Source organism: Sorangium sp. So ce1153, assembly GCF_051521595.1.
Taxonomy (GTDB): domain Bacteria; phylum Myxococcota_A; class Polyangia; order Polyangiales; family Polyangiaceae; genus Sorangium.
Window position 1 is genome coordinate 14,295,549 of sequence record NZ_CP150361.1, and the last position, 12,771, is coordinate 14,308,319.

Sequence of the window (12,771 nt, forward strand, 5' to 3'; positions counted from 1 at the left end):
CCAGGCAAGGCCCGAGAAGCCCTGCGACCGGGCAAAGGTCGCCCCAACATCACTGCCGCTGAGAGGCATGACGTGCGCTCGCTGCGTACACCGGCCTCCGGCTACCCGGGCTTGCGGTACCGCGCCACGAGGATCGTGATGTCGTCGTCCAGGCTCGGGCACCAGCCCTCGACCGCCCCGAGGATGTGATCGCGGATCTCCTCCACGGGCGCGGACTGGGCCGCTTCAACGGTGGCGCAGAGCCGGTCCAGCCCGAACTGCTCCTGATGCTCGTTGCGTGCCTCGGTCACGCCGTCGCTGTAGAGCACGAGGACGTCTCCGTCCTCCAGCACGAGCTCGGCGTCCTGCGTCATCGCGTCGATCTCGGGCAGCACGCCGATGAACACCCCGCTCGTCGGGATCGTCGCGCAGCGCCTCGTGCGCGGCGAGCAGACGAGGATGTCCTCGTGCGCGCCGGCGAACGTCACGCGGCCGTCGCGTGTGTACCGCATGAGCAGGAGCGTCGCGTGCTCGTCCCGCTTCATGCGGTCGCGGACGTTCTTGTACACCGCCCGGTTGACCGCGCACACGATCTCGCGCGGGCCCGCCGCCGCGGGGCTCGACGCCATCACCGACACCATGCTCTGCATCATCAGCATGATGAGCCCCGCCGCGAGCCCGTGCCCCGCCACGTCGCCGATCCCGATCCAGCCCCCGTCCGGCGTCGCGATCACATCGTAGTAATCGCCGCCGACCTCGGCGGCCGGCTTCATCGTCGCGCAGAGCTCGAGCCCCTCGACCGAGAGCTGCTCCGGCACCAGCGTCGTCTGGATGCGCGCCGCGACGCGGCTCTCCTCGCGGACCTTCTCCTGCTCGAGCCGCTCGCGCAGCTCCACCTGCCGCACCACCTCCCGGTGCAGCGTCGCCACCTTCACCGCCGAGCCGAGCTGGAGGCGCAACGCGTCGTAGATCATCTCGTTCGGCTGGCCGTCCACCACCGCGAGGCCGAACTTCTCGACCCCGCCGAATGCGATCGGGAACGTGATCACGCTCCAGCGCTCATCGCCGCTCAGGAACCCCGGGGGCGCGAGGAGGTGCGCCGGGAAGCTCACGGGCGGCACCTCCACCTCGCGGCCGTCCTCCATCCAGAAGAACGGCCTCAGGGTGGAGCGCTGCGCGTCGTCGAAGAGCGACAAGGCGACGCGCGAGAACTGGAGCTTCGGCAGATCCGCCGCCAGCGTGGACCGGAGCACCGGCAGGTTCAGGCACGTGGAGAAGTGCCTCATCCCATAGTTGACGTCGATCGCGGCGAGCTCCACCTTGAGCCGCTGCTCCCCCTCGACATGCACGGACGCGCTTCCGATGGCGATCCGGGAAGCGTGCCAGATCTGCTCCAGCGTCTCGTTCAGAGCGGCGTCGCCGCCCTGCTCCGGCGCCCTCTGGAGCCGCGCGCGCAGGAGCGAGATCACGGACTGGAACTGCTCGAGGAGCACCCGCTCGCGCCGGGCCGCGTCGAGGAGCTCCTCGAGCCCACGCAGGAAACGGCCCCTGTCCCCGGCGAGCTCTTCTTCCAGCGCCGAGAGCAGCCTGTCCGCCCATCCGTCGAGCGAGCGGGCCGAGATCGTGACCGCCTGCGCGAGCGCGCGCTCCAGCGACGCCCGCTGGCCGGCGAGCGAACTCGGACCGCTCCACGCGGCGGCCCCCGGAGGGAGAAGCAAGGGGCCCGCCTGGCGCCCGCAGCCGCAGGACACGCGCCGCGTCAGCTCCACGCCCACCAGACGGAGCACCGGGACAGGCTCGCCCTTGATCATCTGGAGGACCGTCTCCACGGCGAGCCCCCCGAGTTCCTTGGTGGGCTGGCGAACGGTGGAGAGCGACGGCTTGGCGAAGCGCGCCGTGCGGATGTCGTCGAAGCCGCACACCAGGACGTCGCCGGGCACGTCGATGCCCCGCTGCTTGAGCAGGTCGATCGCGCCGAGCGCCATGCAGTCGTTGGCGGCGACGAGGGCGTCGAAATCGACCCCGCGCTCCAGGAGCTCGCGGATCGCGGCGCGACCGCTGCCCACCGTGAACGCGCCGGACGTGAAGAGGCGCTCATCGTAAGCAATGGAGCGCGCCGCGAGCGCCCTCCGGTAACCGCCGGCGCGGAGGAGCGCCTCTTCACTATTAGCAGGACCACTGATGTACGCGATCCTTCTGCAGCCGTGCTCGTCGATCAGGTGCAGGACCGCAATCTCGGTCCCGAGGGCGTCGTCGACCATGAGGCTCGGGATATCGTCTACCGCCAATCCGATGCTGCAGAGCGGCAACGACGCGGAGGACCGGCAGAACTCCCGCACGGCGTCGATACTGACGAGATGGCAAAGGGTCGACGAAGCGACGATGATGCCGTCGACGATCTCCGAACCGATGATGTGGTAGAGGCTCCTCCTGGCGGCGTCGGTCGACCCGTGCAGGGGGATCTGCTCTCCGAACGCGAACGCGATCAGGAGGTTGACGCCGTGCGCCTCGGCGGCGCGCTCGATGCCGGACCGCACCTCCGACTGGTAGTCGCCCGCCATGTTGTCGATCAACAGGGAGATTGTCGGGCGCTTACGCGTCATGGCCTGCGGCTCATCGCGCAGGAGCTCGCCGCGCGCCGCGGAACGGCGGCGCAAAGCCGCCCGCCCTCCACGGACGATAGCAGGGACGCTGCGAGGCCTCCTGTCTCGATCCGAACGTTGACATGAGCGCAGCATTGTACGTCGATCTTCGACCGGGGCCAACGCTTCTGTTCACCCATGGCGATGAAGGTCGTCGTGCCCGAGCTACCAAACAGGCAATGGAAGATCCGACGCGATCGGCTTCAATCGCTTCGTCCGGCCACCCGCGCGCTTGAAGAACGCGCCCGGTGTGAGCCCGAGGAGCTGACGGAAGTCGGCGATGAGGTGGGCCTGGTCATAATAGCCGGCGTCTGCGGCGATGCGTGCCCAGTCGCACGAGGTCGCTGCCATTCGCACCGCGCGTTGCAGGCGGACGGCCCGCGCGAACTCCTTCGGGCCGATGCCGACGTTCTCGGTGAAAGCGCGGCGAAGATGCCGCGCCGTGACGCCGAGCCGGTCGGCAACACCTTCCACCCGGACCTCGCCCCCTTCGAGCAAGCGAACCGCACGACGAGCGAGCTGCCCCGATGCCGTCTCCAATGGTTTACCCGCACGAAGGGCGAGCGCCCGGGCGATGCGGTCCATCACGTCCGCGCGGCTCCTTGCGGCGAGCAGCTCACCGCAGAGCTCGCGCCCCGCGCGGCCCCACACGTCCTCCAGCGGAACGATCCGGTCCGTGAGCTCGCCCGCTGCCACGCCGAGCAGCGGAACCGACCAGCCTGGCTTGAACCGAAGAACGACCGTCCGCGCGACTCCGGTCTTGCTCTTGATGATCGCGCGCGTCCGGGGGCCCGCGACCCACACGCCCCCCTCGCGCCCGCCCGTAAGCGCTCGAAAAAAAAGGGCCGTTCTGCCGTCGGGAAGCCACTCGAGGTCGAACGCCTGACCGGGGGGTGGCGCGACCGCATGGACGTCCTCGACGAAGCGCGGGAGCGCGAGAGCCGGGAGATCCATCGCTGCGGCCACGTTCATCATTCTCACGCCTCTCGGGCGGCCGTTCAAGCCGGGCGCGGGCTCCCGCGTCGATCGGCTACCGCTCGCTGTCGAGAGCCTTCATCTGCTGGGCGGGGTAGCGCGTGCCGCCGATCGCGTCCGCTGGCACGATGCTCTCGAGCGCCGCGACGTCGCTCGCCGGCAGCGGCTTGTCGAGGGCCACGAGGGCATCGTCGAGCTGGGCTCGCGTGCGGACCCCGACGATCGGCACCAGCGTGGGCTGCTTCGCCAGCACCCACGCGAGCGCGACCTGCGCCGGCGTCATCCCTCGCTCGCCGGCGAAGGCGTGGAGCTTCTCGACGACGCTCGCGTTCTTTGCCCCTTCCTCGCCTGCGAAGCGCGGCATGTACTGCCGGAAGTCCCCCTTTCCCGAAGGCTTGCTGCCGGTGAGCAGCCCCCGCGCAAAGACCCCGTAGAGCGTCGCGCTCATCCCGAGCTCGGCGAGGGCAGGGAAGACGGACGCCTCGGGCCCGCGCGTCGCGATCGCGTACTCGATCTGCAGGTCCACGATCGGGTGCACCTTGCTCGCACGCCGGATCGTCTCGACCCCCACCTCGGACAGCCCGAGATGCCGGACGAAGCCGGCCTTGATGAGGTCGGCGACGGCCCCGACGGTGTCCTCGATGGGCACCTCCGGGTCGAGACGCGCGGGGCGGTACACGTCGATGACCTCCACGCCCAGCCGCTTCAGGCTGTACGCAGCGAAGTTCTTCACGGCCGCCGGGCGGGCGTCGATGCCCAGCGGGGCGCCGTCCGGGCCGCGCATCGCGCCGAACTTCACCGAGAGCTGGACCCTGTCGCGCACCCCCTCGATCGCGCGCCGGATGAGGAGCTCGTTGTGCCCGTGGCCGTAGAAGTCTCCGGTGTCGATCAGGGTGATCCCTCGCTCGATGGCGTGGCGGATCGTCGCCACGCTCTCGGCCTCTTCGGCCGGGCCGTAGGCGCCGGACATCGCCATGCAGCCGAGGCCGACGGGAAAGACGCTGGGCCCGGTCTTGCCCAGCGGAGTCGATCGGAGGGGGGAGCGGCTCATGGTGGTGTCGAGGTGGGTCATGGGGTGTTCATGCGGCGCGCCCGCGGCCCCCGATTGTAAAAACCGGACATCTCGACGAGCCGGACAGACGACAGCCATGTCATGCGCCCGATCGTACACGGCGAGTTGCTCATGACGAAGCTCGGGCAGCCACTGCACCCGAAGCACACGTTCAGCGGCTGGCACCGCGTGATTCGCTGATGTTGAAGACCTCTCCCTCGCCGTGGTGCTGCGGTCCTGCCGCTCGCTTGTGCTTGCCCGGTCGATCGGGTAAGCGGGGATATGCGCTTCGGGCTCGGCGGCGACGGTGCTTCCAGGCTGCGAGAGGGCGCTGCCCGGTGGTATCGCCCTGCGTCGCTCGCGATCGCGCTGCACATCCTGATTCCGCTGCTCGCGCACACCGCTCGACCCCTCCGCGCGTCGCGGACAGACGCGCCGGGTCACCTGCCTGGGGACGAGCAGCCGATCGACCTCCTCCTCGACGAGCCGGCGCCGCGCGTCGACGCCGCCAGAGCGCCGGCCGCCCCTCCCGGGGCGCCGTCGCTCGCTCTGTCGAGGACGGGTCGCCGGACGGAGCGCGGAGGCTCGCGGCCGGTTGAGCCGTCGACGCCATCACCGGCCGACGCCGCCGCGCCTCCCGCGCACGTCGCGCCTCCCGCGCAGGCCGACGCCAGCAGCCCCGCCGGGCCCGCTGAGTACGGCGTGCCGCCGGATGCGCCGCGGCCTGCGGCGGCGCCCGGCCTCCGCGACGCGCCCGTGTGGTCCATCCCCGGCGTGATCGGCCCGTCGGCCGCTGCGGCCGCCCCGAGCGCGCTCGGGCCGAGGAGCGAATCGACCCCGGCGCGCTCGCCCGAGGCGGCGCCGCCGCCGTTTACCGCCGCGCTCGCGAGCGACGTCCTCGACGTCGTGCGCCAGACGAGCACGCCAGTCGACGGCTCGGCGACGTTCGAAGTGCGACTCGATGCCAGGGGCGGCCTTCTCGGCGTCCAGCTCAAAGGCAGCTCGGACGATGTCGCCTGGCGTCGCGCGGCTCGCGCCCTCAAGCAGCGCCTCGCGGGGAGATCGTTCCCGCTGCCCGCATCCCTGTCCCAGGGGGCGACCGTCTACATCGACGTGACGTCGACCTTCGCTCACCCCTCGGGGGGCAAGGAGGTCGCGGAGCTCGAGGATGCCGCGCCGTTCGCGGCAACCACCGAAAGGAGGCCGCAGGACGGGACGAGCAACGCCGGCGACCTCTTCAGCAGCGCTTCCGGGGTGGGGCTCGGCGCCACCTTGATCTTCGAGAGCGATGCCTCGAATCTCGCCACGAACAAGAAGCGGCGGCTCAGATCGCGCGTTCGCCTGATTCCCGGCGTGTGACAGAAGGGACATCATGGGAGCAGCTCCCCTTCTTTCCGGGGACGAGCGTGGACCACGACAAGACCCTTTCCGGGCGCGTCAGCCGCCCGCGCCCGCCAGGCGGTCGAGCCACTCGCCGAGCAGGAGCCGCTCGGCCGGGGATCGTGTCGGTCTGCGCGAGCGCGCTCGTACTCTCGGGCTGCCTCGGGAGCGAGGCCGATGCTGGGGATCATCGACACCACTTGGAGAGGGTCGGCGCTTCGCCCGGAGGCTCTGGAGACGCCATCGTGAGCGCCCTGGAGACGCGCAGGCCAGACTCGTGGTCTCGACTGCCCGCCGCCAGGAGGCGCCCGGCGCGCCGTGACCGCTCCCGCTCAGATCACGTCGGCGCGCGCCAGCTGGTCGAACACTGATTGCAGCCACACCTTCACGCGCTGGCGGTCCATCCTCGTGAAGGTCTCGCCCCCGATCGCCGGGTTGTTGACTGCGGCCCAGAAGCTCACGTCGAGGTGATCGATCTTCTGCATCGCGGCCGGGTGCAGCTCGGGCAGGTCGAGCACCACGGCGCCTTGCGCTTCGGCCGCCGCCTGGGTCGGCGAGCGATCGAAGAGCGAGAAATCCTTGCCCCGGCCCTGGTTCTTCACGATGCAGTAGCGCGCTGCCGTCCCACCGCGCTTGAGCAGCCGATCCAGCGTGAGCAACGAGTCTTTGCCGTCGTCCATCACGTGCCAGAGCACGAGCTTGATGCCGCACTCTCGCGCCAGGTCCAGGACACCCGCCTCCGTGATCCAGGCGAAGAGGGGACGCTCGCTCTGCGCTGGCAGGTCCACCACCACCCGGCGCTCGGCCTCGGTCGCCAGGGCGATGATGTCATCGGCGCTCTCGAAGCGGGTGAGATCCACCGGCCGGCTGTGCTCGGCATAGTGCCGCAGCAACGACCCGTGCGAGCCATCGGCGTCCAAGGCAACGAAGGGGAGCGCGCGATCGATGCAGTACTGGGCGACCAGCCGGGCCACCACCGACTTGCCGACGCCGCCCTTCTCGCCCCCGATGAAATGAATCGTGCTCATCGGCGCACCCTAGTTGTCCGCTGTTAAGCACGCAACGTGGTTTTCGTCCACGGTGCGGTGTCCGGAGGGTTTCGTCGGCGGCGACCGCCTCGCGGGCCTCGCCGTGAGCTATGCCCGTGACGCTCGGCGCGGCGTGGTCGCCGCGGCGCCCGGGCTTCCTCCGGTGGCCTGATCGTCGCCGTCGAGCAGGCGATGCTGCCGCTCCTGCGCGAGGCGCCGGCAGCCCGCATCGTCAACGTGTCGAGCGGCGCTGGCTCGCTGACGATGAACTCGGACCCGACCTTCCCATGACGCTCGATCTTCGGCCCCGTCTACCCTGCGTCCAAGATGGCCCTCAACGCCATGACGCTCGCCATGGCCATCGAGCTGGAGTCGACCGGGATGAAGGTCAACGCTGCCTCCCCGGGCTTCACCAGGAGGAACCTCAACGACGATGCGGGCAAGGAGACTGTCGAGGAGGGCGCCCGCGAGGCGGTGCGCCTTGCGCTGCTCGGCCCGGACGGCCCGACGGGTATGTTCTCGCACGCAACACCCGGACAGCTCCCTTGGTGACGGAGTCTCCTGGGCGCGCGCATCCAGGTTATGGGTCGCACGCAGGCGGCGCTCGACTCGGTACGTGATTCGCTGGCGTTGAAGACCTCCACCTTTCGCCTGGCGTCGGGCGGCGCCCCAGCATCACCGCCGCCGCGGGCGCGCAGGAAGACGTGCCGGCCGACACGTTCGCCATGCGCGCCACGCCTGCCAGGTGTCCTGGTCGGCGCCGTGACGGGTCAGGATCGAGCCGTCACCGCCGGCGCCTGCGCAGCGCCGCGGACAGGGCGGAGAGCACCAGTAGGCCGAGCTCCAGCGGCGCCGGCGCGGCGGGGTCTCTCGCCGGGGCGGCGAGGCCGCAGCCGCCGTCGTCGAGGTAACCGCCGTTCGGCGGCGGCGGGATGCAGTCGCCCGAGGCGTCGCACACGAAGCCGTCGATGCAGTCGTGGACGGAGTCGCACGGGCTCGTCCGTCGCCCGGTCTGGGGCGAGCAGGCGAAGGGCGCATAGTCGGGGTGCAGCGAGGTGCAGACGCCGTCCGCGGACCCGCCCCGGTACTCCGAGCACGCCTCGCAGAGATAGATGTTGCACCGCTGGTCGCAGCAGACGTCGTCCGTGCAGGAGCCGCTCTCGCACTCGACGTCGGACGCGCAGATGCTGCCGCCCGGCATCGGGCGGAACACCTCGGCGCCGGGCGCGGGATCGTAACTATCGCCACCGACCACGAGCACCCGCCCGTCGGAGACCAGCGTGGCGGTGTGGTGAGCGCGGGTGGTGAGCATGGGGCCGAGGGGTAGCCAGGTGCCCGAGGCCGGATCGAACGCCTCGGCGCTGTCGAGATAGCGCTCCCCGAAGCCGAGCTGGGTGCCCCCGGTGACGAGCATCCGCCCGTCCGGCAGCAGCGTGGCGGTGTGCGCGACGCGGGTGATGAGCATGGGCGCGACGGGCAGCCAGGTGCCGGAGGCCGGATCGAACACCTCGGCGCTGTCGAGCGGCTCGGCACCGCCGAAGCCGCCGGTGACGAGCACGCGCCCGTCGCGCAGCGACGTGGCGGTGTGGCGAGAGCGGGTGGTGAGCATGGGCGCGACGGGCAGCCAGGTGCCCGAGGCCGGGTCGAACACCTCGGCGGTGTCGAGCACCCCCGTGGCGCCAGCGCCGCCGGCGACGAGCACGCGCCCGTCCGAGAGCAGGGTGGCGCTGTGCTGCTCGCGGGCGAAGAGCATGGGCACGGCGGGCTCCCACATGCCCGATCCCGGGTCGAACACCTCGACGCGGTCGAGCAGCTCGGTCCGTCCAGACATGCTCTGCGAAGGGCCATAGCCGCCCGCGACGAGCACGCGTCCGTCCCGCAGGAGCGTCGCCGTGTGACCCGTGTGGAGGGTGTGCATGAGGGAGGGCGACCACACGCCGGACGCCGGATCGAACAGCTCGGCGCCTCGGAGCTCTCCCGCGATGTCCTGGCCGCCGACGACGAGCACGCGGCCGTCCCACAGGAGCGTCGCCGTGTGCTGCGTCCGCGCGGTGTTCATGGATGCGGCGAGCAGCCACGCGCCGGACGCCGGATTGAACAGCTCCGCGTCGCCGAGGAGTACATCGGCGCGGCTGAGACGGCCGCCGGCGACTAGCACGCGACCGTCGAGCAGCGTCGTGGCGGTGTGCTCCGTGCGGTCGGCGAGCATGGGCCTCGCCGGGAGCCACGTGCTGGACTCCGGATCGAACACCTCGACCTTGCTGAGCAATCCTCCCCCCCGGGCGTCTCCGCCGGCGACGAGCACGCGCCCGTCGGGCAGCGGCGCGGCGGTGTGATCCCAGCGCGTCGCGCGCATGGGCTCGACGAAGCGCCACGCGCCCGAGGCCGGATCGAAGACCTCGGCGCTGTCGAGCGAGGTCGGGTTCCTGCTGCCGCCAGCCACCAGCACCCGCCCGTCCATCAGCAGCGTCGCGGTGTGACCCATCCGCGGGTTGAGCATGGGCCCGACGGGTTGCCAGGCCTGCGTGCCCGGGTCGAAGATCTCGGCGCTCTCGGGCCCGTCTTGCCCGCCATCGCCGCCGACCACGAGCACCCGGCCGTCCGTTAGGAGCGTCGCGGTGTACCACGCGCGGCCGACGTGCATCGGCTCGACGGCGCGCCACGCGCCCGAGGCCGGATCGAAGACCTCGGCGCTGGCGAGCGCCTCGCCACCCTCGGTCTCGCCGCCGGCGACGAGCACCTGCCCGTCCGCGAGCAGCGTCGCGGTGTGACCGCTGCGGGCGGTGAGCATGGGCCTGCGCTGCGACCACATGCCGGAGGCGGGGTCGAAGACCTCGACGCTGGCGAGCTTCTCGAGCACGTCGCCCTGGGAGTAGAAGCCGCCGGCGACGAGCACCCGGCCGTCCGCGAGCAGCGTCGCGGTGTGGGCGCTGCGGGCGGCCGGCATTGGCATGAGCCACGACCACGCGCCGGAGGCCGGGTCGAGCAGCTCGGCGCTGGCGACGTCCTCGTAAAAGCCGTCGCTCTTCTTGTGGAGGCCGCCGGCGACGAGCACCCGGCCGTCCGCGAGCAGCGTCGCGGTGTGCCACGCGCGGGCGGTGCCCATGGGCTCGATGAGCAGCCACGTGCCCGACGCCGGATCGAACACCTCCGCGCTGTCGAGCGTGCCCTCGGTGCCGTTACCGCCGACCACGAGTATGCGCCCGTCCTTCAGCGGCGTGGTCGCGTGACGGAGGCGGGCGGCGTTCATGTCCCTCTTGAGCTTCCACCGCGGATCCACGAGCACGGTCTCGCCTTCGGCCTCGACCCACAGCTCGATCCGCTCTCCCTGCGCCACGAGCCGCGCGCCGACCGGCCTCCCGTCCGCCCCGTAGGCCTCGGGCGCCGTCACGCGGATCTGCGGCGCGCCGCGCGCGTCCGCGACCTCCACCGCGTCGCCTGCCTGCCGCAGGGCCGCGCCGTCGACCTTCCAGGTGGCCACGGGCGCGTCGCGCCGCACCGCGCTCGGCTCGAGCAGCAGCCACTCCTCGTAGCCGTCCTCGAGGGCGGTCCAGAACGAGGTCCCTCCGCGGCGCGGATACGTCACCGCGCCCTCCACGGCCACCGCCTCGCCGAGCGCGCCGAGCTCGCGCACGAACGCCTCCGAGCCGTCGGGCAGCGGGAGCTGGAGGGCGCCGCCGCCGCGCGGGAAGCGGGGACGCTGCGCGGCCTCGCCGGACAGGCCGGCGGGCGCGCCGGACGGCCCGAGGGCCTCGAACGAATCGCTCGCCAGGGCGAAGGCGAGCGGCCCTTCCAAGATGGCGCTGGCCTGCTCGGGGAATTGCCGCCGCAGGGCGCGTGCGTCCAGCGGATCGGCGGCCTCGCTGCAGCCGAGCAGCAGGGCGAGGAGCCCACTCCAGAGCAGCGCCAGCGTCGACGACCCTGGGCGGCGCGTCGAACCCGCAGCGGGTATATCGGAGCTTCTATCCATGTTGGCGGAGATCATAATGAGCGCGGATCCCGGACACGACCTGCAAGGGAGGACGCGCTCGTCGGGATCGTCTCGATGCCTCGGCGCGTGATGGAGGACCGGGGCGCCGCTGGAGCCGTCGCGGCGGGCTCCTCGTAGCGCGCCCAGTGCGGACGTCGCCACCTCCCTGCTGCCAGGAGCGTCCCGGCGCGTCCGCGGGACGAGCACGCAGCGCCGTTCGCACGCCGCTCTGCGGCAAGGGTTGCGACGTGGTGCTGCCAAGCCCGAGCTGACCCTGCCCATTGTACCCCCACGCCTTGACCGTCTTATCAGAGAGCAGCGTCAGCGAGTGCCCCCCGCCGGCGGCGACCGCGGCGGCCGTGCCGCCGAGAGCGACCTGGTAGGGTGTCGTCCGGTTCGTGGTCCCCGAGGTGCCGTTCCCGATCTGCCCATTGTTGTTGCGCCCCCAGGACCACACGGAGCCGCCCGTGCTCACGGCTAGCGAGTGGTGCCAGCCCGCGGAGATCGCTGCGGCGCCCCCGGGGAGGATCACGCTCGTCGGCGTCACCTGGTTGGTTCCGCTCGACCCGTTGCCGATCTGCCCGTAGGAGCTGGCGCCCCAGACCCAGATCACGCCGCTCATGTCGAACGCCATCGAGCGCGACGCGCCCGCGGATCTGGCCATAGGTATTGTTACCCAGGCCCAGACGGTGCCACGAACGAGGAGCAGAGGGTGCAGGTATCTCGCGCAGGGCGCTGTAGGTCGAGGGTTGCCCTACCGATTCCGTAGAGCCACGGACAACCAGTGCGCGCGAGCGCCGTGGTCGAGGACGAGATTGCGGTACAGCGACCGCCAGCTGCGATGAATCGATCGGGTTGTGGGAGGTTGATGGGGTCGACTGCGACGGAGGGGGGATTGCGGCCAGAGAGGGTCGGCGCTTCGCCCGGAGGCTCTGGAGACGCCATCGTGAGCGCCCTGGAGACGCGCAGGCCAGACTCGTGGTCTCGACTGCCCGCCGCCAGGAGGCGCCCGGCGCGCCGTGACCGCTCCCGCTCAGATCACGTCGGCGCGCGCCAGCTGGTCGAACGCTGCTTGCAGCCACACCTTCACGCGCTGGCGGTCCATCCTCGTGAAGGTCTCGCCCCCGATCGCCGGGTTGTTGACTGCGGCCCAGAAGCTCACGTCGAGGTGATCGATCTTCTGCATCGCGGCCGGGTGCAGCTCGGGCAGGTCGAGCACCACGGCGCCTTGCGCTTCGGCCGCCGCCTGGGTCGGCGAGCGATCGAAGAGCGAGAAATCCTTGCCCCGGCCCTGGTTCTTCACGATGCAGTAGCGCGCTGCCGTCCCACCGCGCTTGAGCAGCCGATCCAGCGTGAGCAACGAGTCTTTGCCGTCGTCCATCACGTGCCAGAGCACGAGCTTGATGCCGCACTCTCGCGCCAGGTCCAGGACACCCGCCTCCGTGATCCAGGCGAAGAGGGGACGCTCGCTCTGCGCTGGCAGGTCCACCACCACCCGGCGCTCGGCCTCGGTCGCGAGCGCGATGATGTCATCGGCGCTCTCGAAGCGGGTGAGATCCACCGGCCGGCTGTGCTCGGCATAGTGCCGCAGCAACGACCCGTGCGAGCCATCGGCGTCCAGGGCAACGAAGGGGAGCGCGCGATCGATGCAGTACTGGGCGACCAGCCGGGCCACCACCGACTTGCCGACGCCGCCCTTCTCGCCCCCGATGAAATGAATCGTGCTCATCGGCGCACCCTAGTTGT

Annotated in this window: 8 protein-coding genes and 1 pseudogene; 2 read left to right on the plus strand and 7 right to left on the minus strand. The window is 71.1% G+C overall.

What is annotated here, in order from left to right; genetic code table 11:
• Positions 1–101: 101 nt before the first annotated feature.
• The 3 genes from WME85_RS52085 to WME85_RS52095 form a co-directional block, all read right to left on the minus strand.
• Entirely contained in the window at positions 102–2,582 is a 2,481-nt protein-coding gene (locus WME85_RS52085; protein WP_437833119.1) for a SpoIIE family protein phosphatase, read from the minus strand.
• A 204-nt stretch (positions 2,583–2,786) separates the two neighbouring features.
• Positions 2,787–3,596, minus strand: a complete 810-nt coding sequence (locus tag WME85_RS52090) for a helix-turn-helix domain-containing protein (protein WP_437833120.1) — start codon at positions 3,594–3,596, stop codon at positions 2,787–2,789.
• A 55-nt stretch (positions 3,597–3,651) separates the two neighbouring features.
• A complete protein-coding gene (locus WME85_RS52095) occupies positions 3,652–4,668 on the minus strand; it encodes an aldo/keto reductase (RefSeq protein WP_437833121.1) in 1,017 nt (338 codons plus the stop codon).
• Positions 4,669–4,929: 261 nt separating this feature from the next.
• Here WME85_RS52095 and WME85_RS52100 point away from each other — a divergent pair, with 261 nt between their 5' ends.
• Complete coding sequence (locus WME85_RS52100; RefSeq protein ID WP_437833123.1) at positions 4,930–6,006, plus strand: hypothetical protein; 1,077 nt, start codon at positions 4,930–4,932, stop codon at positions 6,004–6,006.
• A gap of 353 nt (positions 6,007–6,359) precedes the next feature.
• Here the strand turns inward: WME85_RS52100 and WME85_RS52105 are convergent, their stop codons facing one another.
• The gene (locus tag WME85_RS52105; RefSeq protein ID WP_437833125.1) at positions 6,360–7,055 is read right to left on the minus strand and encodes a mobilization protein; all 696 of its coding nucleotides are present in this window, start codon (positions 7,053–7,055) and stop codon (positions 6,360–6,362) included.
• A gap of 171 nt (positions 7,056–7,226) precedes the next feature.
• On the opposite strand from WME85_RS52105, the pseudogene WME85_RS52110 reads away from it, so the two are divergent.
• A pseudogene (locus WME85_RS52110) lies at positions 7,227–7,607 on the plus strand (SDR family NAD(P)-dependent oxidoreductase); the annotation flags it as partial.
• 232 nt (positions 7,608–7,839) lie between these two features.
• On the opposite strand, the gene WME85_RS52115 reads toward WME85_RS52110, so the two are convergent.
• The 3 genes from WME85_RS52115 to WME85_RS52125 all read right to left on the minus strand — a co-directional run bounded on the left by WME85_RS52115 (position 7,840) and on the right by WME85_RS52125 (position 12,754).
• Entirely contained in the window at positions 7,840–11,025 is a 3,186-nt protein-coding gene (locus tag WME85_RS52115) for a kelch repeat-containing protein (protein ID WP_437833128.1), read from the minus strand.
• Positions 11,018–11,689, minus strand: a complete 672-nt coding sequence (locus tag WME85_RS52120) for an RCC1 domain-containing protein (protein WP_437833130.1) — start codon at positions 11,687–11,689, stop codon at positions 11,018–11,020. The genes WME85_RS52115 and WME85_RS52120 overlap by 8 nt, the downstream gene beginning before the upstream one ends.
• A 369-nt stretch (positions 11,690–12,058) precedes the next feature.
• A complete protein-coding gene (locus WME85_RS52125; RefSeq protein ID WP_436623982.1) occupies positions 12,059–12,754 on the minus strand; it encodes a mobilization protein in 696 nt (231 codons plus the stop codon).
• Positions 12,755–12,771 lie beyond the last annotated feature (17 nt).

Bases quoted from the DNA above. Each gene is read 5' to 3' on its own strand.
- WME85_RS52125 (WP_436623982.1), bottom strand. From the start codon at position 12,754: ATGAGCACGATTCATTTCATCGGGGGCGAGAAGGGCGGCGTCGGCAAG.
- WME85_RS52115 (WP_437833128.1), bottom strand. From the start codon at position 11,025: ATGGATAGAAGCTCCGATATACCCGCTGCGGGTTCGACGCGCCGCCCA.
- WME85_RS52085 (WP_437833119.1), bottom strand. From the start codon at position 2,582: ATGACGCGTAAGCGCCCGACAATCTCCCTGTTGATCGACAACATGGCG.
- WME85_RS52120 (WP_437833130.1), bottom strand. From the start codon at position 11,689: ATGGCCAGATCCGCGGGCGCGTCGCGCTCGATGGCGTTCGACATGAGC.
- WME85_RS52095 (WP_437833121.1), bottom strand. From the start codon at position 4,668: ATGACCCACCTCGACACCACCATGAGCCGCTCCCCCCTCCGATCGACT.
- WME85_RS52105 (WP_437833125.1), bottom strand. From the start codon at position 7,055: ATGAGCACGATTCATTTCATCGGGGGCGAGAAGGGCGGCGTCGGCAAG.
- WME85_RS52090 (WP_437833120.1), bottom strand. From the start codon at position 3,596: ATGATGAACGTGGCCGCAGCGATGGATCTCCCGGCTCTCGCGCTCCCG.
- WME85_RS52100 (WP_437833123.1), top strand. From the start codon at position 4,930: ATGCGCTTCGGGCTCGGCGGCGACGGTGCTTCCAGGCTGCGAGAGGGC.